Genomic DNA, 21,480 nt, shown 5'->3' on the forward strand with positions numbered 1-21,480 from the left:
CGCTAATTCCGTAATTAGTACCTATCCCAAGGGGGAGGGGCGGCATCTGCCGTGAAAAACCTGCCGGGATGGGCATAGCCCATAACCGTGGATGGAAGCCCATAAATGAGCACAACCAATCAGACCGCTTATAACTATAAGGTGGTCCGCCAGTTCGCCATTATGACAGTGGTGTGGGGGATCGTCGGCATGGCCGTCGGTGTCCTGATCGCCGCGCAACTGGTGTGGCCGGAACTCAACCTCGGCTTGCCGTGGACCAGCTTCGGCCGTCTGCGCCCGCTGCACACCAATGCGGTGATCTTCGCCTTCGGCGGCTGCGCACTGTTCGCCACCAGCTACTACGCGGTACAGCGGACCTGCCAGACCCGCCTGTTCTCAGACACCCTCGCCTCCTTCACCTTCTGGGGCTGGCAACTGGTGATCCTGCTGGCTGCGATCAGCCTGCCTCTCGGCTATACCTCCTCCAAGGAGTACGCCGAGCTGGAATGGCCGATCGACATCCTGATCACCGTCGTCTGGGTTTCCTATGCCATCGTGTTCTTCGGCACGCTAATGAAGCGCAAGACCAAGCACATCTACGTGGGCAACTGGTTCTTTGGCGGCTTCATCCTCACCGTGGCCCTGCTGCACGTGGTCAACAACATGGAGATCCCGGTCAGCCTGACCAAGTCCTACTCCCTGTACTCCGGCGCGACCGACGCCATGATCCAGTGGTGGTACGGCCACAACGCCGTAGGCTTCTTCCTGACCGCCGGCTTCCTGGGCATGATGTACTACTTCGTTCCGAAGCAGGCTGAGCGTCCGGTCTACTCCTATCGCCTGTCCATCGTGCACTTCTGGGCGCTGATCGCCGTCTACATCTGGGCCGGTCCGCACCACCTGCACTACACCGCCCTGCCGGACTGGGCACAGTCCCTGGGCATGGTGATGTCCCTGATTCTGCTGGCTCCGAGCTGGGGCGGCATGATCAACGGCATGATGACCCTCTCCGGCGCCTGGCATAAGCTGCGCACCGACCCGATCCTGCGCTTCCTGGTGGTCTCCCTCGCCTTCTACGGCATGTCCACCTTCGAAGGCCCGATGATGGCCATCAAGACCGTCAACGCGCTTTCCCACTATACGGACTGGACCATCGGCCACGTACACGCCGGCGCTCTGGGTTGGGTAGCGATGGTGTCCATCGGCTCGCTGTACCACATGATCCCGAAAGTGTTCGGTCGCGAACATATGCACAGCGTTGGCCTGATCAACACCCACTTCTGGCTGGCGACCATCGGTACCGTTCTGTACATCGCCTCGATGTGGGTCAACGGCATCACCCAGGGCCTGATGTGGCGCGCGGTGAACGCTGACGGCACCCTCACCTACTCCTTCGTCGAAGCTCTGGCCGCAGGCCACCCCGGCTACATCGTGCGGATGGTCGGTGGTGCGGTGTTCCTGCTGGGCATGCTTGTCATGGCCTACAACACCTACCGCACCGTAGCAGCCGCCAAGCCGGCTGAAATGCAAGCCGCGGCGCAGATGGCCTGAGGAGACCGGCATGAAACACGAAGTACTCGAGAAGAACGTCGGCCTGCTGGCACTGTGCATGGCGGTTGCCGTGAGCATCGGTGGCCTGACCCAGATCGTCCCGCTGTTCTTCCAGGACGTGACCAACACGCCAGTGGAGGGCATGAAGCCCTACACCGCCCTGCAACTGGAAGGCCGTGACGTGTACATCCGCGAAGGCTGCGTTGGCTGCCACTCGCAGATGATCCGCCCGTTCCGCGCCGAGACCGAGCGCTACGGCCACTACTCCGTCGCCGGCGAGAGCGTCTGGGACCACCCGTTCCTGTGGGGGTCCAAGCGTACCGGTCCGGACCTGGCCCGCGTCGGCGGCCGCTACTCGGACGACTGGCACCGTGCGCACCTGTACAACCCGCGCAACGTAGTGCCTGAGTCCAAGATGCCCGCCTACCCCTGGCTGGTCGAGAACAAGCTCGATGGCAAGGACACGGCGAAGAAACTGGAAGTAATGCGCACCATGGGCGTGCCTTACACCGAGGAAGACATCGCAGGTGCCAGCGACTCCGTCAAAGGGAAGTCTGAAATGGACGCACTGGTCGCCTACCTGCAAGTCCTCGGCACCTCCATCAAGAACAAGCGGTGACGGCCTTGGATATCGGGACTATTCGCGGCTTCGGCACCGTCATCGTGATGGTCGCCTTCATCGGCGTACTGCTCTGGGCCTTCAGCGGCAAGCGCAAGCAGCGTTTCGACGAGGACGCGCTGCTGCCGTTCGCGGATGACCCGGTAGCCAAAAAGCACGTCGAGCAAGAGCAAGCTTCTAGGAGCAACAACGCATGACTACCTTCTGGAGTCTGTACATCACCGTTCTCACTGTCGGATCGCTGATCGCCTTGCTGTGGCTGGTCTTCGCCACCCGCAGCGGCGAATCCGCCGGCACTACCGACAAGACTATGGGTCACTCCTTCGATGGAATCGAGGAGTACGACAACCCTCTGCCCAAGTGGTGGTTCCTGCTGTTCGTCGGAACCATTGTGTTCGCCGCTGGCTACCTGGCCCTATACCCGGGCCTGGGTACCTGGAAGGGCCTGCTGCCAGGTTACGAAGGCGGCTGGACCCAGGACAAACAATGGGAGCGCGAGGAGAAACTGGCCGCTGAGAAATATGGTCCGATCTTCGCCAAATATGCCGCCATGCCCGTGGAGGAAATCGCCAAGGATCCGCAAGCAATCAAGATGGGGGAACGCCTGTTCGCCACTTATTGCTCGATCTGTCACGGTTCCGACGCCAAGGGTGCAGTTGGCTTCCCCAACCTGACTGACAACGACTGGCGCTGGGGCGGCACCGCCCAGGACATCGAAACCACCATTCTCGGCGGTCGCCATGCAGCCATGCCGGCATGGGGTGAGGTGTTGGGTGAGAAAGGCGTGCAAGACGTAGCCGCCTTCGTCACCACCAAGCTGGATGGACGTAAGCTGCCGGAAGGCGTAACTGAAGAGCAGGTCGATAACGGTAGCAAGGTGTTCGCCACGACCTGTGTTGCCTGCCACGGTCCGGAAGGCAAGGGTAATCCGATAATGGGCGCACCAGACCTGACTCACCCGGGCGCCTTCATCTACGGTTCGAGCTACGCACAATTGCAGCAAACCATCCGTCACGGTCGCCAGGGCCAGATGCCGGCTCAGGAGCAATACTTGGGCAAGGACAAGGTGCGCATCCTGGCTGCCTACATCTACAACATTTCCGGACAAGCCAAGTAATAACCCTCCGCTCGCGCCCTTTCCGGGCGCGAGCAACCCTCCCCGCCTAACGCGACGAAGTGTCGCACCCTTGTAGGGCGTTTCCTTCACACCCTGAAGGTTCCCGTCTAAGCTGCTGTTGATTCGCAAACTGGCAACAGAAGCAACTCGACCCTACATCCCATCGGGTCATCCGGTTGCCCGGGCCAATCGAGCGGACCGCGCAGCGGCATCCCAAACGGCTCAGAAGCAGGCATCCAACAGGCCGCGGGCCCAGTCCCGTCGCGTTGCATTGCCTACCTGCTTTCTCCATACTTGCCGCCGCTTTTTTGTCCCTAAATACCCAAAAACCGTGGAACCTTAGAATGAGCACAGCAATCAGTCCGACTGCTTATAACTATAAGGTCATCCGCCAGTTCGCCATCATGACGGTGGTCTGGGGGATACTTGGAATGGGGCTCGGTGTCTTCATCGCCTCACAGCTTGTGTGGCCCGAGCTGAACTTGGACCTCCCTTGGACCAGCTTCGGACGCCTGCGTCCGCTTCACACCAACCTGGTGATCTTCGCCTTCGGCGGCTGTGCTCTGTTCGCCACCTCCTACTACGTTGTCCAGCGCACCTGTCAGACCCGTCTGGTTTCCGACAGCCTGGCCGCTTTCACCTTCTGGGGCTGGCAAGCCGTGATCGTGCTGGCCGGCATCACTCTGCCGCTGGGCTACACCTCCTCCAAGGAGTACGCCGAACTGGAGTGGCCGATCGACATCCTGCTGGCCATCGTCTGGATCACCTACGCAGTTGTGTTCTTCGGCACCATCCTCAAGCGCAAGACCAAGCACATCTACGTGGGTAACTGGTTCTACGGCGCATTCATCGTGGTCACCGCGATGCTGCACATCGTTAACAACCTGGAGATCCCGGTAAGCTGGTTCAAGTCCTACTCGATCTACGCCGGTGCGACCGACGCTATGATCCAGTGGTGGTACGGCCACAACGCCGTGGGCTTCTTCCTGACCACCGGCTTCCTCGGGATGATGTACTACTTCGTTCCGAAGCAGGCTGAGCGTCCGGTCTACTCCTATCGCCTGTCCATCGTGCACTTCTGGGCGCTGATCACCCTCTACATCTGGGCCGGTCCGCACCACCTGCATTACACCGCCCTGCCGGACTGGGCACAGTCCTTGGGCATGGTGATGTCCCTGATCCTGCTGGCGCCGAGCTGGGGCGGCATGATCAACGGCATGATGACCCTATCGGGTGCCTGGCATAAGTTGCGTACCGACCCGATCCTGCGCTTCCTGGTGGTCTCCCTCGCCTTCTACGGCATGTCCACCTTCGAAGGCCCGATGATGGCCATCAAGACCGTCAACTCTCTGTCGCACTACACGGACTGGACCATCGGCCACGTACACGCCGGCGCTCTGGGCTGGGTGGCGATGATCTCCATCGGCTCCCTGTACCACCTGATTCCGAAGGTCTTTGGCCGTGAGCAGATGCACAGCGTTGGCCTGATCAACGCGCATTTCTGGCTGGCGACCATCGGTACCGTTCTGTACATCGCCTCGATGTGGGTCAACGGCATCACTCAGGGCCTGATGTGGCGCGCGGTGAACGCCGACGGCACCCTCACCTACTCCTTCGTCGAGGCCCTGCAGGCCAGCCACCCGGGCTTCATGGTTCGTGCCTTGGGCGGATTCTTCTTCGCCAGCGGTATGCTGCTGATGGCCTACAACACCTTCCGTACTGTGCGCGGTTACAAGCAGGCTGACGCCGATGCCGCCGCCCAGATCCCCGCTGTAGGAGCTCACTGATGAAGCACGAAGCAGTCGAGAAGAACATCGGCCTGCTGGCCTTCTTCATGGTCATCGCCGTGAGCATTGGCGGCCTGACCCAGATCGTCCCGCTGTTCTTCCAGGACGTGACCAACAAGCCGGTCGAAGGCATGAAGCCGCGCACCGCGCTGGAACTCGAAGGCCGCGACATCTATATCCGTGAAGGCTGCGTTGGCTGCCACTCGCAGATGGTTCGTCCGTTCCGCGCCGAAACCGAACGCTACGGCCACTACTCCGTCGCCGGCGAGAGCGTCTGGGACCACCCGTTCCTGTGGGGGTCCAAGCGTACCGGTCCGGACCTGGCCCGCGTCGGCGGCCGCTACTCGGACGACTGGCACCGTGCGCACCTGTACAACCCGCGCAACGTAGTGCCTGAGTCCAAGATGCCCGCCTACCCCTGGCTGGTCGAGAACAAGCTCGATGGCAAGGACACAGCGAAGAAAATGGAAGTAATGCGCTCCATGGGCGTGCCTTACACCGACGAGGACATCGCCGGTGCACGTGATGCCGTCAAGGGCAAGACCGAGATGGATGCTGTCGTCGCCTACCTGCAAGGCCTCGGCACCATCATCAAGAGCAAACGGTGACATGTGATGGATATCGGGACCATTCGTGGTATCGGCACCGTAGTAGTGATGGTCGCCTTCATCGGCGTACTGCTCTGGGCCTTCAGCGGCAAGCGCAAGCAGCGTTTCGACGAGGACGCGCTGCTGCCGTTCGCGGATGACCCGGTAGCCAAAAAGCACGTCGAGCAAGAGCAAGCTTCTAGGAGCAACAAAGAATGACAACCTTCTGGAGTCTGTACGTCACCGTACTTACCCTGGGCACCATCTTCGCCCTGGCGTGGCTGCTGTTCGCCACCCGCCGCGGCCAGCGTAACGAAGCGACCGACGAGACTGTCGGTCACTCCTTCGATGGCATCGAGGAGTATGACAATCCGCTGCCCAAGTGGTGGTTCATGCTGTTCGTCGCCACCTTCGTTTTCGCCCTAGGCTACCTGGCCCTCTACCCGGGCCTGGGCAACTGGAAAGGCCTGCTGCCGGGCTACTCGGAAGTTTCCGAAGGCAAAGCGTTCGCCAACGGCGAACCGGGCTGGACTGGCGTTCACCAGTGGGAAAAGGAAATGGCCAAGGCGGACGAGAAATACGGTCCGATTTTCGCCAAATTCGGCGCCATGCCGGTAGAGGAAGTAGCCAAGGACGAGCAGGCCCTGAAAATGGGTAACCGCCTGTTCGCCTCCAACTGCTCCGTATGCCACGGCTCCGACGCCAAGGGCGCTCACGGCTTCCCGAACCTGACCGACGCCGATTGGCGCTGGGGTGGCGAGCCAAAAGACATTATCGCTACCATCGAAGGCGGTCGCCATGCGGCCATGCCGGCCTGGGGCGATGTGCTGGGAGATGCTGGCGTTCACGACGTAGCTGCTTTTGTCACCACCAAACTGGACGGCCGCAAGCTGCCGGAAGGCGTGACTGACGAGCAGGTCGCCAACGGTCAAAAGATTTTCCAGACCAACTGCGTGGCTTGCCACGGCCCGGAAGGCAAAGGTACGGCTGCTATGGGCGCGCCAAACCTGACCCATCCGGCGGCGTTTATCTACGGCTCGAGCTTCGCTCAACTGCAACAAACCATCCGTTACGGCCGCCAGGGCCAGATGCCGGCCCAACTGGAGCGTCTGGGTAAAGACCAGGTGCACCTCCTGGCTGCCTACGTATACAGCCTCTCCCACGGCGAAGGCGAGAAGAGCGCTGAATAAGCCTCCTATTTCCTACACCAAAGCAACATCCTGCGGCGCCGGTTTCTACACCGGCGCCGCTCTATTTCAGACACCATACTTTTCTCTGTGACCAACGGTCGCACCGTTGCAGCACCCTTCAAGCCGTATCATTGTTAGGCGTGCAAGCATATTTCTGACCCTGTCGGCATGTACTGACAGGGCGCCCTCCCACTGCCGTGGTACGCACTGATGAGCAAACAGATTCCCATCAAAGACGTAACACCGCCTGCCAAGGGCGGTAACGAAAGCGTCGACCTCTATGCCTCTCGGGAAAAGGTATATACCCGAGCCTTCACCGGTTTTTTCCGCAACCTCCGCATGCTGGGGGGTGCATTCCTGTTCCTCCTCTATTTTGGAACCGTATGGCTGACCTGGAATGGTCGTCAGGCGGTGTGGTGGGATTTACCTGAAAGAAAGTTCTATATCTTCGGCGCAACATTCTGGCCGCAAGACTTCATTCTGCTATCCGGCCTGCTGATCATCTGCGCCTTTGGCCTGTTCTTCATAACCGTCTTTGCCGGGCGTGTCTGGTGCGGCTACACCTGCCCGCAGAGCGTCTGGACCTGGATCTACATGTGGTGCGAAAAGATCACCGAAGGTGATCGTAACCAGCGCATGAAGCTCGACAAGGCGCCCATGAGCGGCAACAAGTTCGTGCGCAAGCTGGCCAAGCACAGCCTCTGGCTGCTGATCGGCCTGGTCACCGGCCTCACCTTCGTCGGCTACTTTGCACCCATTCGCGAACTGCTTAGCGACATGATTACCGGCCAGGCCGATGGCTGGGCCTATTTCTGGGTAGGCTTCTTCACCCTCGCCACCTACGGCAACGCCGGCTGGCTGCGGGAGAACGTGTGCATCTATATGTGCCCGTACGCGCGCTTCCAGAGCGTGATGTTCGACAAGGACACACTGATCGTCTCCTACGATCCGCGCCGCGGCGAAACACGCGGCCCGCGCAAGAAGAATGTCGACTACAAGGCCCAGGGTCTGGGCGATTGCATCGACTGCACCATGTGCGTACAGGTCTGCCCGACCGGCATCGACATCCGCGACGGCCTGCAGATCGAGTGTATCGGATGCGCAGCCTGCATCGACGCCTGCGACGCCATCATGGACAAGATGAACTACCCGCGCGGTCTCATCAGCTACACCACCGAGCACAACCTTTCCGGACAGAAAACGCACCTGGTGCGCCCGCGCCTGATTGGTTACGCCATTGCATTGTGCGTGATGATCAGCCTGCTGATCACCGCCGTGATCATTCGCCCGCTGGTGGGCTTTGACGTCAGCAAGGACCGCGTGCTCTACCGCGAGAACGCCGAGGGCCGCATCGAGAACGTGTACAGCCTTAAGATCATGAACAAGGACCAGAAGGCTCATACTTACGTACTTGGCGCCAAGGGCCTGGAAGGCCTGAAGCTTGAAGGCAAGCAGGAAGTCTCGGTCGACGCCGGCGACATACTCAGCATGCCGGTGGAGCTATCCATCGACCCGGACAAGCTGCCCTCTACCACCAACGAGATCAGCTTCACCATCCAGTCGGTGGACGATCCGTCGATCAGCAAGGAATCTTCGAGTCGTTTCATCGGACCGCGAGTTCGTTGAACCGCAGCTGAACGAATTGGCACCCCATGTTGCACATGGGGTGCCAGCCCTGTCCGAAGCACGTAGAATTTGCCCGCCATAACTGTCAGGTGGCCTGTCCGCCCAATACCCACCGAGAGAACGAGATCATGCAGCCGGCCACCACTCCGTCCGTAGAACCCTGGTACAAGCACGTCTGGCCGTGGATCATCATCGGCATGATCGCCACCTCGGTGTTCCTCAGCCTGCTGATGGTGAACATCGCAGTGAACAACCAGGACTCCCTGGTCAGCGACAACTATTACGAAGCCGGCAAAGGTATCAACCGCTCGCTGGATCGCGAACACCTGGCACAGAAACTCAAGTTGCAGGCGAAGATCAGCTTCGATGAGCTGACCGGCGAAATCGACCTGCGCCTTTCCGGCGACAGCCGCCCGGAAAAACTGACGCTCAACCTGCTTTCGCCAACCCTGGAGTCCCAGGACAAGCACATTGACCTGCTGCCCAGCCCTGTCGAAGCAGGTCGCTATACCGGCAGCCTTGATGCTGCCGTCAAGGGTCGCCGCTTCGTCGAGCTGCTGGGTGAAGAGCAGGGTCAGGCTTGGCGCCTGTTCGAAGAAGAAAAGGTCGCCCCAGGCGGTTCGTTCGTCCTCGGTGACGAGCCCCTCAACGGAGACGAAGCCGAGCGCCCATGAGCGCCCCCCTCCCCTGCTACCACTGCGCCCTGCCGGTTCCTCCCGGCAGTCGCTTCACTGCGCAGGTCCTCGGCGCAACTCGCGAATTCTGCTGCCCCGGCTGCCAGGCGGTAGCCGAGGCCATCGTCGCTGGCGGCCTGGAAGGCTACTATCGCCATCGCACCGAGGCAGCACCCAATCCCGACGCGCTGCCCGAGCAACTGAGCGACGAATTGGCACTGTTCGACCGCGCCGACGTCCAGCAGCCCTTCGTCCAGCACCAGGGTGAACTGGCCGAAACCACGCTGATCATGGAGGGCATCAGTTGCGCCGCCTGCGGCTGGTTGATCGAAAAGCACCTGAAGAGGCTGCCAGCCATCGCCGAAGCCGGCCTCAATCTGTCCAACCACCGCCTCCACGTGCGCTGGTCCGACAGCCAGATGCCATTGAGCGCCCTGCTCGCAGAATTACGCAAGATCGGCTACGCCGCCCACCCCTATCAGCCAGATCGCGCCGCGGAGCAACTGCACGAAGAGAATCGCCGCTCGCTGCGCCAACTGGGTGTTGCGGGACTTCTATGGTTCCAGGCGATGATGGCCACGATGGCCACCTGGCCGGAATTCAATATCGACCTGAGCCCGGAACTTCACGAAATCCTGCGCTGGGTAGCGATGCTCCTCACCACTCCCATCGTCTTCTATTCCTGCCAACCATTCTTCAGAGGCGCAGTCCGCGATCTCCGCACCCACCACCTGACGATGGACGTCTCGGTGTCGTTGGCCATTGGCGGTGCCTATCTGGCCGGCATCTGGACCGCAATCACTGGCAGCGGCGATCTATATTTCGACGCAGTCGGCATGTTCGCGCTGTTCCTGCTCACTGGACGCTACCTGGAGCGCCGTGCCCGCGAGCGTACTGCGGCAGCGACCGCACAACTGGTCAATCTCTTACCCGCTTCCTGCCTGCGCCTGAATGAGCACGGCCAGAGCAGCCGGGTACTGCTCAGCGAACTGAAGCTGGGTGATCGCGTACTGATCCAGCCCGGCGCCGTAGTCCCCGCCGACGGCCTGATCCTCGAAGGTCAGTCAAGTGTCGACGAGTCCCTGCTCACCGGCGAGTACCTGCCACAACCGCGCCAGGTCGGTGACAGCGTCACCGGCGGCACCCTGAACGTGGAAGGCCCGCTGACCGTGCAAGTCAGCGCCCTGGGTGGTGACAGCCGCCTTTCCGCCATCGTCCGCCTGCTCGAACGCGCGCAATCGGACAAGCCGCGCCTGGCCGAGCTCGCCGACAAGGCCGCGCAATGGTTCCTCATCGCCCTGCTGGTTCTGGCCGCGCTGGTGGGTCTGTTCTGGTGGCAGCACGATGCCTCTCGTGCGTTCTGGGTAGTACTGGCGATGCTGGTCGCAACCTGCCCCTGTGCGCTGTCCCTGGCGACGCCCACCGCCCTCACAGCCGCTACCGGCACACTGCACAAGCTCGGCCTGCTGCTCACCCGCGGTCACGTGCTGGAGGGTCTGAACCACATCGATACAGTGATTTTCGACAAGACCGGCACCCTCACCGAAGGCTGTCTGACCCTGCGCGCAGTAAGGCCGCTGGCGAGACTCGATGCCGATACCTGTCTGGCGCTCGCCGCCGCCCTGGAAAATCGCTCCGAACACCCTATCGCACGCGCCTTCGGTCGCGCACCACAGCCTGCCGAGGGCGTCGAGAGCCATCCGGGCCTGGGTCTCGAAGGCCGTGTTGGTGAAAGGCACCTGCGAATTGGCGAGCCGTCATTCGTCTGCGCCCTGAGCGGAGCATCCGCCCCTGCCCACCCGCAGGAGCCCGGCCAGTGGCTGCTGCTCGGCGATAACAGCGGACCTCTCGCCTGGTTGGTGCTCGACGACCGCATCCGCGAGGATGCCGCCGCCCTGCTCGATGCCTGCCGCGCGCGCGGCTGGCGCACCCTGCTGCTATCGGGGGACAGCTCAGCAATGGTCGGCCGAGTGGCTGCCGAGCTGGGAATCGATGATTGCCGAGGCGGCCTGCGGCCCGACGACAAGCTGGAAGTCCTCCGGCAACTGCACCAGCAAGGGCACCGCGTGCTGATGCTCGGCGATGGCGTGAACGATGTCCCGGTGCTCGCAGCCGCCGACATCAGCGTCGCTATGGGGTCGGCCACCGACCTAGCCAAGACCAGCGCTGACGCGGTGCTGCTGTCCAATCGCCTGGACAGCCTGGTGCAGGCTTTCGGCCTTGCCCGTCGCACCCGCCGGGTGATCATCGAGAACCTGATCTGGGCCGGGCTGTACAATGGCCTCATGTTGCCGTTCGCCGCCCTCGGCTGGATCACCCCGGTGTGGGCTGCGGTCGGCATGTCGATCAGCTCGCTGACCGTAGTGCTCAACGCCCTGCGTCTGACCCGTGTGCCCAAAGGCAGCGCCGCTTCGGCAGCGACAACCCAGCGCCTAGCGGCGGAACCGGCGCAATAGCGCGACCCGACGGAGTAGATATGCCCGCACTCTACGTCATGATCCCCATCGCCGTATTGATCGTCGGCGTCTGCATCTGGGTTCTTTTCTGGGCGGTGAACAGCGGCCAGTACGACGACATGGACGGCCCTGCACACAGCATCCTGTTCGACGACGAAGACCCCAAGCACCAGGCCGGCATCGACGAAGCAGAAGGCCAGGAGCAGAAGGACCAGCGCGATGCCTGAGTTGGCGCCACTGCTGGCGTCGGCGCTCATTATCGGACTGTTGGGTGGTGGCCACTGCCTGGGTATGTGCGGCGGCCTGATGGGAGCGCTGACGATGGCAATCCCGCCGGAACAGCGCGCCAGACGCCTACGCCTGCTGCTTGCCTACAATCTCGGCCGCATCCTCAGCTACGCCTGCGCGGGCCTGTTGCTGGGCCTCGCCGGCTGGGCTGTCGCCCGTACCCCATTCGCTTCGGCGCTACGTGTCGTCGCCGGACTCCTGCTGGTCGTCATGGGCCTCTATCTCGCCGGCTGGTGGAGCGGACTGACCCGCATCGAAGGACTTGGCCAAGGCCTGTGGAAGCATATCCAACCCATCGCCAGTCGCCTGCTGCCGGTTGCCAGCGTGCCGCGCGCGCTGCTGCTGGGCGCGCTCTGGGGCTGGCTGCCATGCGGTCTGGTCTACAGCACCCTGCTCTGGGCAACCAGCCAGGGCTCGGCCATCGACAGCGCCCTGCTGATGCTGGCATTCGGCCTGGGGACCTTGCCGGTACTGCTGGCCACTGGGCTCGCGGCGGAACGCATCACCGCCCTGCTCCGCAAGCGCAGCGTCCGGGTAGCGGGCGGCGTACTGGTGATCCTGTTCGGCCTGTGGACACTGCCTGGGCCGCACCAGGCCTGGATCATGGGCCACGAGATGCATTCCAGTGCGGCCCAGCTCCACAATGGAGCCGTTTGATACAGGTCAACAGCCCCTTGTCGGACTCTCCCTAGACTGCGCGGGAAAAGCTCGCCAACCGGGGACTTCGGCATGCTCGACAATATTCGCTGGGACGCAGATCTAATACGCCGCTACGATCTGTCCGGCCCGCGTTACACCTCCTATCCCACAGCCGTGCAGTTCCACGAAGGAGTCGGACCCTTCGACCTGCTGCACGCGCTGCGTGATAGCCAGAAGGCGCAACGCCCCCTCTCGCTTTACGTGCACATCCCGTTCTGCGCAAACATCTGCTACTACTGCGCCTGCAACAAAGTCATCACCAAGGACCGCGGGCGTAGCGCGCCCTACCTCGCACGCCTGATCCGCGAAATCGAGATCGTCAGCCGTCACCTGGGCCGCAAGCAGGAAGTTGAGCAATTGCATTTCGGCGGCGGTACCCCGACCTTCCTCAGCCCCGGCCAACTGCGCGAACTGATGGGACAACTGCGCACCCACTTCAACCTGCTGGACGACGACTCCGGCGACTACGGTATCGAAATCGACCCGCGCGAAGCGGACTGGTCCACGATGGGCCTGCTCAGGGAGCTGGGCTTCAACCGGGTCAGTCTCGGCGTACAGGATTTCAACCTGGAAGTGCAGCAAGCGATCAATCGCCTGCAGAGCCTCGACGAGACCCGCGCCGTCATCGACGCCGCGCGTACCCTGCAGTACCGCTCCATCAACATCGACCTCATCTACGGCTTGCCCAAGCAGGACCCCGACAGCTTCGCCCACACCGTGGAGCAGGTAATCGCGCTGCAACCCAACCGCCTGTCGGTGTTCAACTACGCGCACCTGCCGGAACGCTTCATGCCTCAGCGGCGCATCAACGCCGACGACCTGCCCACCCCAGGGCAAAAGCTGGAAATACTGCAGCGCACTACCGAACAACTGGAAGCCGCCGGCTACCGTTATATCGGCATGGACCACTTCGCCCTGCCAGACGACGAGCTTTCGATGGCCCAGGAAGACGGTACTCTGCAACGCAACTTTCAGGGCTACACCACCCACGGTCACTGCGATCTGGTTGGCTTGGGCGTTTCAGCGATCAGCCAGATCGGCGAGCTCTACAGCCAGAACAGCAGCGATATCGCCGACTACCAGAGTTCGCTTGATCAGAATCAGTTGCCGACTCGCCGCGGCCTGCACTGCAGCAAGGACGACATCGTCCGTCGCGCAGTGATCCAGCAACTGATCTGCCATTTCCAACTGGACTTCGAAGAGATCGAGGAACTCTTCAACATCGACTTCCGCGGTTACTTCAACGACGTATGGCCGGAACTGGAGCGCTTTGCCGCCGACGGTCTGATCAGTCTCAGCCCGAGCGGCATAGACGTCAGCGCATCAGGTCGCCTGCTCGTGCGAAGCCTCTGCATGCTGTTCGATCGTTACCTGCCCACTCAGAACCTGCAGCGGTTCTCGCGAGTGATCTGACAACCCTGTGCCACTCGACAAAAGGTCGAGCATAACTGTCGCACCCATTGCTACAGAATGTGTCAAGACTTTCTTACAGCCTGGACGGCCCTGTATCAGCCGTTTGCGCAAGAACTTCCCTCCTTCCAGACACCGACAGCCGCCCCCCTCATTTCCAAACCGGCCATTCAGAGGGGCTGGCGGCTGGCGTCCAATCTCCCGTCTGCGTTACCCTTGGTTTTTGTGTGCCTTCCCACTCAAGGAACCATCAATGGCCGAAACCATCAAAGTGCGCGCCCTGCCTCAAGCGCACTGCAAGGATTGCAGCCTGGCGCCGCTGTGCCTGCCCCTGTCGCTGAACTCTACCGACATGGACGCTCTCGATGAGATCGTCAAGCGTGGCCGCCCCCTGAAGAAGGGCGAGTTCCTGTTCCGCCAGGGCGATTCCTTCGGTTCTGTCTTCGCGGTTCGCTCCGGCGCATTGAAGACCTTCAGCATCACCGACAACGGTGAAGAACAGATCACCGGCTTCCATCTGCCCAGCGAACTGGTCGGCTTGTCGGGCATGGACACCGAGAGCTATCCGGTATCCGCCCAGGCCCTGGAAACCACCTCCGTCTGCGAAATTCCGTTCGAGCGCCTGGATGAGCTGTCCGAGCAACTGCCGCAACTGCGCCGCCAACTGCTGCGCGTAATGAGCCGTGAGATCCGCGACGACCAGCAGATGATGATGCTGCTGTCGAAAAAGACCGCGGACGAGCGCATCGCCACCTTCCTGGTCAACCTCTCCGCCCGCTTCCGCGCCCGTGGCTTCTCTGCGCAGCAGTTCCGCCTGGCCATGTCGCGTAATGAGATTGGCAACTACCTGGGGCTGGCGGTGGAAACCGTCTCCCGGGTGTTCACTCGCTTTCAGCAGAACGGCCTGATCGCCGCTGAAGGCAAGGAAGTGCACATCCTCGACTCCATCGAGCTGTGCGCCCTGGCAGGTGGGCAACTGGAAAGCTGATCCGCAGGGTCTGCCAGACCGAAGCGGCAGACCCGATGCGACTTTCCGGTCATCGAAAACGGGCTCGCCAACAGGCGGGCCCGTTATACTTCCGGGTCTGATTTTTACCTCTAGCAACCCGCGTCCATCAGGTGCACAACCAGCATGATCCTCAATCAACTCGACCTGAAGTCCATGATCCGCGCCGTTCCCGACTTCCCCAAGCCGGGCGTGATCTTCCGCGACATCACCCCGCTGTTCCAGTCGCCACGGGCTCTGCGGTTCGTCGCCGACAGCTTCATCCAGCGCTATGTCGAGGCCGACTTCACCCACATCGGCGCAATGGACGCGCGCGGGTTCCTGATCGGGTCGATCATCGCCTACGAACTGAACAAGCCGCTCGTGCTTTTCCGCAAGCGTGGCAAGCTACCCGCCGACGTTCTCGCTCAGGCCTATGAAACCGAGTACGGTGAAGCGCTGCTGGAAGTACACGCCGACAGCCTCTGCGAAGGCGACAGCGTGCTGATCTTCGATGACCTGATCGCCACTGGCGGCACCCTGCTGGCTGCGGCCCAGCTTGTGCGCCGTATGGGTGCCAGCGTGTTCGAAGCCGCCGCCATCATCGACCTACCGGAACTGGGCGGTTCTGCCAAACTGACCGAAGCACAGATCCCCACCTACAGCCTGACAGCCTTTTCCCTCGACGAACGTTGATCGGCGAATCGGCCAGACCACGGGCGCTCTGGCGCCCGTTTTCATTTCGGCCCCAACCCAATGCCCCTATCCAACGACTGGCAGCATCCTGTTTGGCCAGATTCGACTTCGTCCTGGCCGGATAAGACCTGGCGATTGTCAGACAATCCCGCGAGCATGACATCAGCTAATGACACATTACGAGGTGGCATAGCGAACTAACGACAGGCTCCCCGAATGGCTCACCTGCCACGCCACCGGGCCCGCACAACAACAAGGAGTTAGTCATGAACGCCAGCACCACGCCTATCCGCGCCAGTTTCCCGGTCCGTCGCATGGACTTCAGCTTCAGCGAAACGCCGAAGTACTGGTGGGACGATCAACCCTTCATGACCCACTTCATGAACAACCTTTCCTCGCTGTTCCCCTATGGCGAAAAATTCTTCGTCGACAGCGTCCGCGCCGTGCGCGACCGTATCCAGGACCCGCAATTGCAGAAGGACGTCAGCGCCTTCATCGGGCAGGAGGCCATGCACTCCAAGGAACACGCGGCCTACAACGAGTACGCCGACGAGTACGGTATCGACCTGGAGCGCCTGGAGCTGCGCATCAAGCACCTGATGGGCGCAATCAGCAAGGTCACCACCAAGAAGCACCAGTTGGCAATCACCTGCGCGCTGGAACACTTCACCGCGACGATGGCCGAGCAACTGCTCAAGCGCGAAGACCTCAGCAGCCAGATGAAGTCGGCGAAGATGTACAAGCTGTGGATGTGGCACGCTATCGAAGAAAACGAGCACAAGGCGGTCGCCTATGACGTCTACCAGCAGGTCTTCGGCGGCTACTTCACCCGTACCGCCGTGATGCTGCTGACTACCGTGATCTTCCTCAGTGTAATCGGCGGTTTCCAGATCCACCTGCTGCGCCGCGACGGCCAACTGTTCAACTGGCGTAGCTGGAAACACGGCCTGGGCGTGCTGCTGCATCCGCGCCGCGGATACTTCGTCAACCTGATCCGCCCGTGGCTGGACTATTTCCGCCCGGGTTTCCACCCCTTCGACCACGATACCAAGGCGCTGGAAACCCGCTGGAAATCCCACCTGGACTTCGCCGGCTGACAGCCCCGGAACAGGTGTCGAATCCCCGAAAACGCCAGGCATCGCCTGGCGTTTTTCATTGATCGACTCGCACCGCGACATCAAGTCACTACACTCACCAGGGTTTCTGATGCCCAATGGACCCCGCAATTCAAGGTGAATCACATCACGAATTGCGAGCCAAGGAGGTTAGATGCCCGCCCAAGCCCCTTCTCCCTGGAAGATTCCGCTCATCCGTGAGCTGGCCATCATCCTGCTGATCAAGCTGTCCCTGCTGCTGGCTATCAAGGCCATCTGGTTCGACCAGCCCACCGTTCCCGAGGACGGTTCCAGCATCACCAGCCGACACCTGCTCGGCGACTCGCAGACAAGCCCTGCTGACAAGGAGAGCGCCCGATGATTTCCGAAGCCGTCGTTGACCTGTCACGCCTGCAGTTCGCGATGACCGCGATGTACCACTTCCTGTTCGTGCCACTGACGCTGGGCCTGGCTTTCCTGCTGGCGATCATGGAGTCGGTCTACGTGATGACCGGCAAGCAGGTCTACAAGGACATGACCCAGTTCTGGGGCAAGCTGTTCGGCATCAACTTTGCGCTGGGTGTCACCACCGGACTGACGATGGAGTTCCAGTTCGGTACCAACTGGGCCTACTACTCCCACTACGTCGGCGACATCTTCGGCGCGCCGCTGGCCATCGAGGGCCTGATGGCGTTCTTCCTCGAATCCACCTTCATCGGCCTGTTCTTCTTCGGCTGGGATCGGCTGTCGAAGCTCCAGCACCTGTCCGTGACCTGGCTGGTGGCGTTGGGTTCGAACCTTTCCGCACTGTGGATCCTGATCGCCAACGGCTGGATGCAGAACCCGGTGGGCGCGGAGTTCAACTTCGAAACCATGCGCATGGAGCTCACCGACTTCGGCGCTCTGCTGTTCAACCCGGTGGCCCAGGTGAAATTCGTGCACACCGTGGCGGCGGGCTACGTCACCGGCGCGATCTTCGTCCTCGCCATCTCCAGCTATTACCTGCTGAAAAAACGCGACCAGGGCTTCGCCCGGCGCTCTTTCGCCATCGCCTCGGCCTTCGGTCTCGCCTCGATTCTCTCGGTGATCATCCTGGGCGACGAATCCGGCTACGAGATCGGTGATGTGCAGAAGACCAAGCTGGCCGCCATCGAGGCCGAATGGGAAACCCACCCGGCCCCAGCCGGTTTCACCCTGATCGGCCTGCCCAACCAGGAAGAACAGCGCACCGATTATGCGATCAGGATCCCCTATGTACTCGGCCTGATTGCCACCCGTTCACTGGACAAGGAAGTCACCGGCATCAAGGACCTGCTGGTGCGGCACGAGGCGCGTATCCGCAACGGCATGACGGCCTATGCGCTATTGCAGAAACTGCGCGGCGGCGACAAGTCCGAAGCCACCCTGGCCGATTTCAACAAGGTGAAGAGCGACCTCGGCTACGGCCTGCTGCTGAAGAAGTACACGCCAGACGTCGTGGACGCCAGTGAAGAACAGATCCGCCTCGCCACCCTCGACACCATCCCCGATGTGCTCACGCTGTTCTTCAGCTTCCGCGTCATGGTCGGCTGCGGCTTCCTCATGCTGGCGCTGTTCGTCTGTGCCTTCTGGGCCTCGGCAAAGAAGAACGAGGAACGCAAGCGCTGGCTGCTCAAGTGGGCGCTGTGGAGCCTGCCGTTACCCTGGCTGGCCGCCCAGACCGGCTGGTACGTGGCCGAGCACGGCCGCCAGCCGTGGTCCATCGGTGAAGTGCTGCCGGTGCATCTGTCCGCCTCCAGCCTGACCACGCATGACGTCTGGGGCTCTCTGCTGGCGCTGATTGCCTTCTACAGTCTGCTGCTGGTCGTTGAGATGTACCTGATGATCAAGTTCGCCCGCCTCGGCCCGTCCAGCCTGCACACAGGCCGTTATCACTTCGAGCAGAGCCACGCCGCCGGCAGCGGCACGGCCACGGCGTAAGGAGACGAACATGGACTACGAAACCCTGAAACTGATCTGGTGGGTGTTGATCGGCGTGCTGCTGATCGGCTTCGCCCTGACCGACGGCTTCGACATGGGCGCGATGGCGCTGATGCCATTCGTGGCCAGGAACGACCACGAGAGGCGCGTAGCGATCAACACCATCGCCCCGCACTGGGACGGCAACCAGGTGTGGTTCATCACCGCTGGCGGCGCGCTGTTCGCGGCCTGGCCGATGGTCTACGCCACGGCCTTCTCCGGGCTCTACTGGGCGCTGCTGCTAGTACTCTTCGCCCTGTTCTGCCGCCCGGTGGGCTTCGACTACCGCAGCAAGATCGAAGACCCGCGCTGGCGCAGCGTCTGGGACTGGGCATTGTTCGTCGGTGGCTTCGTGCCGGCACTGGTGTTCGGCGTGGCATTCGGCAACCTGTTCCAGGGCCTGCCGTTCAACCTCGACGAATTGATGCGACCGTCCTACCACGGCTCCTTCTTCGCCCTGCTCAACCCCTTCGCACTGCTCGCTGGCGTGGTCAGCCTGAGCATGCTCTGCCTGCACGGCGGCGCCTGGCTGATGATGCGCACGGATGGCGAACTGGCCGAACGCTCGAGCCACGCGGCACGGCTGTGCGCGCTGGCGTACCTGGTAGCCTTCATCGGCGCCGGCGCCTGGGTCAGCTTCGGCATGACCGGCTATACCCTGGTCTCCGCCGTGGATGGCAACGCCGCGCTGAACCCGCTGCACAAGGAAGTCGCCCTGACCAACGCCGGCTGGCTGGCCAACTACCACGCCTTCCCGGCCACCATGACAGCGCCGGCACTGGGCATTCTCGGCGGCCTGATCGCGCTGGCGGCCGCCAGCGGCGGGCGCGGTGCCCTGACCTTCCTCGGCAGCACCCTGGCGATCATCGGCACACTGTGTACCGCAGGCTTCGCGCTGTTCCCCTTCGTATTCCCTTCCAGCGAAAACCTCGCCGCCAGCCTGACACTGTGGGACGCGGTATCCAGCCACAAGACCCTCGGCATCATGTTCTTCGTAGCCTGCATCTTCGTGCCGCTGGTCCTCTGCTACACGCTATGGGGCTACGTGAAGATGTGGGGCCGCCTCACGCGCAAGCATATCGAAGCCAACTCCCACGGCCTGTATTGAGGACTGAATGCTATGTGGTACTTCACCTGGATTCTCGGCGTCCTGCTCGCCTGCAGCTTCGGCATCATCAACGCGCTGTGGCTGGAAACCACCCAGGACCTGGACAGTGACGACAACTGACGCCAGCCGTCTGCGACACCCCGCCAGCCGCGCGCTGTCGCTGCTGCTGGCGGTGCCGATGGCACTGCTTCTGCTGATCCACCCGGCCGCCATGCTCGACGCCGATGGCCGCTACAGCCACGGCCTGCTGGTGCTGGTGATGCTCGGCGTCAGCGCAGGCTTCATCCACGGAGTGGGCTTCGACCCGCGCAGCCTGCCCTGGCGCTGGCTGTTCGGGCCGGTGCTGGCCTGGGTATTGATGGCGCTGGGCTACGGCCTGCTGCTCAGGGCGCAGATAGCGCTGTAGATACGTGGACGTCAGCCTTCCTGGCGACGCGGAAGATCGTCGGCGGTATCGAACCACGGCAACTGCGACGAACACCAGATATGGCACTCCGGCTTCACCAGCTCCGGCTGGTCAAGCGTCACGGAGTTCAGCCCCACGGTCTCGCCATCGCGAACGCGAAACTCCATCGGCGTACCGCACTTCGTGCAGAAACGCCGCTCGCCGTCCGCGCTGGAGCGCCACAGGCCCAACTCGCCGGACAGATACTGGAGCCCCGCCAGCGGAATCACCGCCCAGGGTACCGCGGGTGCGGCGCTGGAACGCTGGCAGATACGGCAGTGGCAGTAACCGGTCTCTTCCGGCTCGGCGTCGAGGCGATAGCGTACTGCGCCGCAAGCGCAGCCACCGAACAGCGGCAATGGCAACATGGCAGTCCTCCCGCGGGCACACACCTGAACTCAGAGTCCGGCCAGCATGCCAAAGGTGTGCAGCACCGCGACACCGGTGAAAAGCAACAGGATTTGTCGCTCAGCCAACCGGCAAATCTCCCCTCGACGGTCCAGCGGCAGCTCCAGGAAGTCCAGCGACTGCTGGAACAGTTGCCGACTGATCAGCCGCGACAACCGGCTGAGTTCCTCTTCATCCACCTCAGGCAGCAGGTGGAACTGACGGATATCCTCGGCCATGTCCTCACCGAAATCGTCCATCACTCGTGCCAGCGCTGCGCGCAATACTGGCGACGGCCCATGCAGCTCGCGCACACCGATGATGAACGCCTGCGGGTTGCGCTCGACGAAACCGAAAAACAGCCTCACCGTTTCCCGCGTGACGCGCCGCCCACGCTCCAGGTCCAGGCCGAAGGGCACGCTGGCCGCGCCCTGCCCCGGCTGCGCCCGCTCCGCCGCCTCACGACGCAGATCGCGCAGCGGCTGACGCAACTGGGCTGAGATATCGCGGATGATCGCCAGACCCAGATCGTCGACATCGACGAAGTGACGATAGAAGGTATTCGGATTCAACTCCGCCTCCCGCGCCAACTCGCGCAGCCCGAGACTGCTCAGGCTGCGCCGGCTCGAGGCCAGACGCAGTGCCGCATCGATAAGAGCACGCTTGCCGGCTGCTTCCGTTGGCCGCTCTTCCTGTTCGATATCCATGAAATCTCCTGCCCGACCCTACCTAAGGTTGGTTGACCCAAAAGTATACAGATGTCTACATTCGCCCCATGTAGACA

Annotated in this window: 24 protein-coding genes; 22 read left to right on the forward strand and 2 right to left on the reverse strand. The window is 62.0% G+C overall.

Annotation, left to right across the window (positions count from 1 at the left end; translation table 11 throughout):
* The first annotated feature begins 105 nt into the window (after window positions 1–105).
* The 22 genes from ccoN (OU419_RS18355) to OU419_RS18460 all read left to right on the forward strand — a co-directional run bounded on the left by ccoN (OU419_RS18355) (window position 106) and on the right by OU419_RS18460 (window position 20,270).
* The gene (gene ccoN / locus OU419_RS18355) at window positions 106–1,530 is read left to right on the forward strand and encodes a cytochrome-c oxidase, cbb3-type subunit I (RefSeq protein WP_254476749.1); all 1,425 of its coding nucleotides are present in this window, start codon (window positions 106–108) and stop codon (window positions 1,528–1,530) included.
* Window positions 1,531–1,540: 10 nt separating this feature from the next.
* Entirely contained in the window at window positions 1,541–2,149 is a 609-nt protein-coding gene (gene ccoO, locus OU419_RS18360) for a cytochrome-c oxidase, cbb3-type subunit II (protein ID WP_254500558.1), read from the forward strand.
* A 5-nt stretch (window positions 2,150–2,154) separates the two neighbouring features.
* Window positions 2,155–2,346: a cbb3-type cytochrome oxidase subunit 3 gene (locus OU419_RS18365; RefSeq protein WP_254476835.1), complete on the forward strand. Its 192-nt coding sequence runs from the start codon at window positions 2,155–2,157 to the stop codon at window positions 2,344–2,346.
* Window positions 2,343–3,266, forward strand: coding sequence for a cytochrome-c oxidase, cbb3-type subunit III (gene ccoP / locus OU419_RS18370; RefSeq protein ID WP_254476836.1), 924 nt, complete (start codon window positions 2,343–2,345; stop codon window positions 3,264–3,266). The genes OU419_RS18365 and ccoP (OU419_RS18370) overlap by 4 nt, the downstream gene beginning before the upstream one ends.
* 344 nt (window positions 3,267–3,610) lie before the next feature.
* Window positions 3,611–5,053, forward strand: coding sequence for a cytochrome-c oxidase, cbb3-type subunit I (ccoN, locus tag OU419_RS18375; RefSeq protein ID WP_254476837.1), 1,443 nt, complete (start codon window positions 3,611–3,613; stop codon window positions 5,051–5,053).
* Window positions 5,053–5,661 (forward strand): cytochrome-c oxidase, cbb3-type subunit II, encoded by a 609-nt coding sequence (gene ccoO / locus OU419_RS18380; RefSeq protein WP_254500559.1) that lies wholly within the window; start codon window positions 5,053–5,055, stop codon window positions 5,659–5,661. Before ccoN (OU419_RS18375) ends, ccoO (OU419_RS18380) begins: the two co-directional genes overlap by 1 nt.
* A 6-nt stretch (window positions 5,662–5,667) precedes the next feature.
* A complete protein-coding gene (locus OU419_RS18385; RefSeq protein WP_254475766.1) occupies window positions 5,668–5,859 on the forward strand; it encodes a cbb3-type cytochrome oxidase subunit 3 in 192 nt (63 codons plus the stop codon).
* Window positions 5,856–6,830 (forward strand): cytochrome-c oxidase, cbb3-type subunit III, encoded by a 975-nt coding sequence (gene ccoP / locus OU419_RS18390; RefSeq protein ID WP_254475768.1) that lies wholly within the window; start codon window positions 5,856–5,858, stop codon window positions 6,828–6,830. Before OU419_RS18385 ends, ccoP (OU419_RS18390) begins: the two co-directional genes overlap by 4 nt.
* Before the next feature lie 210 nt (window positions 6,831–7,040).
* Entirely contained in the window at window positions 7,041–8,456 is a 1,416-nt protein-coding gene (gene ccoG, locus OU419_RS18395) for a cytochrome c oxidase accessory protein CcoG (RefSeq protein WP_254475770.1), read from the forward strand.
* A 128-nt stretch (window positions 8,457–8,584) separates the two neighbouring features.
* Window positions 8,585–9,130: a FixH family protein gene (locus OU419_RS18400; RefSeq protein WP_254475772.1), complete on the forward strand. Its 546-nt coding sequence runs from the start codon at window positions 8,585–8,587 to the stop codon at window positions 9,128–9,130.
* The gene (locus tag OU419_RS18405) at window positions 9,127–11,586 is read left to right on the forward strand and encodes a heavy metal translocating P-type ATPase (protein WP_254475774.1); all 2,460 of its coding nucleotides are present in this window, start codon (window positions 9,127–9,129) and stop codon (window positions 11,584–11,586) included. The genes OU419_RS18400 and OU419_RS18405 overlap by 4 nt, the downstream gene beginning before the upstream one ends.
* A 20-nt stretch (window positions 11,587–11,606) precedes the next feature.
* Window positions 11,607–11,813: a cbb3-type cytochrome oxidase assembly protein CcoS gene (ccoS, locus tag OU419_RS18410; RefSeq protein WP_254475776.1), complete on the forward strand. Its 207-nt coding sequence runs from the start codon at window positions 11,607–11,609 to the stop codon at window positions 11,811–11,813.
* A complete protein-coding gene (locus OU419_RS18415) occupies window positions 11,806–12,531 on the forward strand; it encodes a sulfite exporter TauE/SafE family protein (protein WP_254475778.1) in 726 nt (241 codons plus the stop codon). The genes ccoS and OU419_RS18415 overlap by 8 nt, the downstream gene beginning before the upstream one ends.
* A gap of 72 nt (window positions 12,532–12,603) precedes the next feature.
* Window positions 12,604–13,986 carry an oxygen-independent coproporphyrinogen III oxidase gene (gene hemN / locus OU419_RS18420; RefSeq protein WP_254475780.1) on the forward strand — a complete coding sequence of 461 codons (1,383 nt, stop codon included), beginning with the start codon at window positions 12,604–12,606 and terminating at the stop codon, window positions 13,984–13,986.
* A gap of 250 nt (window positions 13,987–14,236) precedes the next feature.
* Entirely contained in the window at window positions 14,237–14,971 is a 735-nt protein-coding gene (anr, locus tag OU419_RS18425; protein ID WP_254475782.1) for a transcriptional regulator Anr, read from the forward strand.
* 144 nt (window positions 14,972–15,115) lie between these two features.
* The gene (locus OU419_RS18430) at window positions 15,116–15,664 is read left to right on the forward strand and encodes an adenine phosphoribosyltransferase (protein WP_254475784.1); all 549 of its coding nucleotides are present in this window, start codon (window positions 15,116–15,118) and stop codon (window positions 15,662–15,664) included.
* Between the two features lie 266 nt (window positions 15,665–15,930).
* Window positions 15,931–16,761, forward strand: coding sequence for a metal-dependent hydrolase (locus tag OU419_RS18435; RefSeq protein ID WP_254475786.1), 831 nt, complete (start codon window positions 15,931–15,933; stop codon window positions 16,759–16,761).
* Between the two features lie 172 nt (window positions 16,762–16,933).
* On the forward strand, window positions 16,934–17,140 hold the full coding sequence (cydP, locus tag OU419_RS18440) for a cytochrome oxidase putative small subunit CydP (RefSeq protein ID WP_254475788.1): 207 nt from the start codon (window positions 16,934–16,936) through the stop codon (window positions 17,138–17,140).
* On the forward strand, window positions 17,137–18,717 hold the full coding sequence (locus OU419_RS18445) for a cytochrome ubiquinol oxidase subunit I (protein ID WP_254475789.1): 1,581 nt from the start codon (window positions 17,137–17,139) through the stop codon (window positions 18,715–18,717). The genes cydP and OU419_RS18445 overlap by 4 nt, the downstream gene beginning before the upstream one ends.
* Window positions 18,718–18,727: 10 nt before the next feature.
* Window positions 18,728–19,864 (forward strand): cytochrome d ubiquinol oxidase subunit II, encoded by a 1,137-nt coding sequence (cydB, locus tag OU419_RS18450; RefSeq protein WP_254475791.1) that lies wholly within the window; start codon window positions 18,728–18,730, stop codon window positions 19,862–19,864.
* 12 nt (window positions 19,865–19,876) lie between these two features.
* Window positions 19,877–19,984 (forward strand): cytochrome bd-I oxidase subunit CydX, encoded by a 108-nt coding sequence (gene cydX / locus OU419_RS18455; protein WP_254475793.1) that lies wholly within the window; start codon window positions 19,877–19,879, stop codon window positions 19,982–19,984.
* Window positions 19,971–20,270, forward strand: a complete 300-nt coding sequence (locus OU419_RS18460; protein ID WP_328516941.1) for a cyd operon YbgE family protein — start codon at window positions 19,971–19,973, stop codon at window positions 20,268–20,270. The genes cydX and OU419_RS18460 overlap by 14 nt, the downstream gene beginning before the upstream one ends.
* 11 nt (window positions 20,271–20,281) lie before the next feature.
* Here the strand turns inward: OU419_RS18460 and OU419_RS18465 are convergent, their stop codons facing one another.
* Window positions 20,282–20,677, reverse strand: coding sequence for a GFA family protein (locus OU419_RS18465; protein ID WP_254475795.1), 396 nt, complete (start codon window positions 20,675–20,677; stop codon window positions 20,282–20,284).
* 30 nt (window positions 20,678–20,707) lie between these two features.
* The gene (locus OU419_RS18470) at window positions 20,708–21,403 is read right to left on the reverse strand and encodes a TetR family transcriptional regulator (RefSeq protein WP_254475797.1); all 696 of its coding nucleotides are present in this window, start codon (window positions 21,401–21,403) and stop codon (window positions 20,708–20,710) included.
* Window positions 21,404–21,480 lie beyond the last annotated feature (77 nt).

The sequence above is a fragment of the Pseudomonas triclosanedens genome (assembly GCF_026686735.1).
In the GTDB taxonomy this organism is placed as follows: domain Bacteria; phylum Pseudomonadota; class Gammaproteobacteria; order Pseudomonadales; family Pseudomonadaceae; genus Pseudomonas; species Pseudomonas triclosanedens.

Coding starts and splice junctions, on each gene's coding strand:
- ccoN (WP_254476749.1), top strand. CDS start 106: ATGAGCACAACCAATCAGACCGCTTATAACTATAAGGTGGTCCGCCAG.
- ccoO (WP_254500558.1), top strand. CDS start 1,541: ATGAAACACGAAGTACTCGAGAAGAACGTCGGCCTGCTGGCACTGTGC.
- ccoP (WP_254476836.1), top strand. CDS start 2,343: ATGACTACCTTCTGGAGTCTGTACATCACCGTTCTCACTGTCGGATCG.
- ccoN (WP_254476837.1), top strand. CDS start 3,611: ATGAGCACAGCAATCAGTCCGACTGCTTATAACTATAAGGTCATCCGC.
- ccoO (WP_254500559.1), top strand. CDS start 5,053: ATGAAGCACGAAGCAGTCGAGAAGAACATCGGCCTGCTGGCCTTCTTC.
- OU419_RS18385 (WP_254475766.1), top strand. CDS start 5,668: ATGGATATCGGGACCATTCGTGGTATCGGCACCGTAGTAGTGATGGTC.
- ccoP (WP_254475768.1), top strand. CDS start 5,856: ATGACAACCTTCTGGAGTCTGTACGTCACCGTACTTACCCTGGGCACC.
- ccoG (WP_254475770.1), top strand. CDS start 7,041: ATGAGCAAACAGATTCCCATCAAAGACGTAACACCGCCTGCCAAGGGC.
- OU419_RS18400 (WP_254475772.1), top strand. CDS start 8,585: ATGCAGCCGGCCACCACTCCGTCCGTAGAACCCTGGTACAAGCACGTC.
- OU419_RS18405 (WP_254475774.1), top strand. CDS start 9,127: ATGAGCGCCCCCCTCCCCTGCTACCACTGCGCCCTGCCGGTTCCTCCC.
- ccoS (WP_254475776.1), top strand. CDS start 11,607: ATGCCCGCACTCTACGTCATGATCCCCATCGCCGTATTGATCGTCGGC.
- OU419_RS18415 (WP_254475778.1), top strand. CDS start 11,806: ATGCCTGAGTTGGCGCCACTGCTGGCGTCGGCGCTCATTATCGGACTG.
- hemN (WP_254475780.1), top strand. CDS start 12,604: ATGCTCGACAATATTCGCTGGGACGCAGATCTAATACGCCGCTACGAT.
- anr (WP_254475782.1), top strand. CDS start 14,237: ATGGCCGAAACCATCAAAGTGCGCGCCCTGCCTCAAGCGCACTGCAAG.
- OU419_RS18430 (WP_254475784.1), top strand. CDS start 15,116: ATGATCCTCAATCAACTCGACCTGAAGTCCATGATCCGCGCCGTTCCC.
- OU419_RS18435 (WP_254475786.1), top strand. CDS start 15,931: ATGAACGCCAGCACCACGCCTATCCGCGCCAGTTTCCCGGTCCGTCGC.
- cydP (WP_254475788.1), top strand. CDS start 16,934: ATGCCCGCCCAAGCCCCTTCTCCCTGGAAGATTCCGCTCATCCGTGAG.
- OU419_RS18445 (WP_254475789.1), top strand. CDS start 17,137: ATGATTTCCGAAGCCGTCGTTGACCTGTCACGCCTGCAGTTCGCGATG.
- cydB (WP_254475791.1), top strand. CDS start 18,728: ATGGACTACGAAACCCTGAAACTGATCTGGTGGGTGTTGATCGGCGTG.
- cydX (WP_254475793.1), top strand. CDS start 19,877: ATGTGGTACTTCACCTGGATTCTCGGCGTCCTGCTCGCCTGCAGCTTC.
- OU419_RS18465 (WP_254475795.1), bottom strand. CDS start 20,677: ATGTTGCCATTGCCGCTGTTCGGTGGCTGCGCTTGCGGCGCAGTACGC.
- OU419_RS18470 (WP_254475797.1), bottom strand. CDS start 21,403: ATGGATATCGAACAGGAAGAGCGGCCAACGGAAGCAGCCGGCAAGCGT.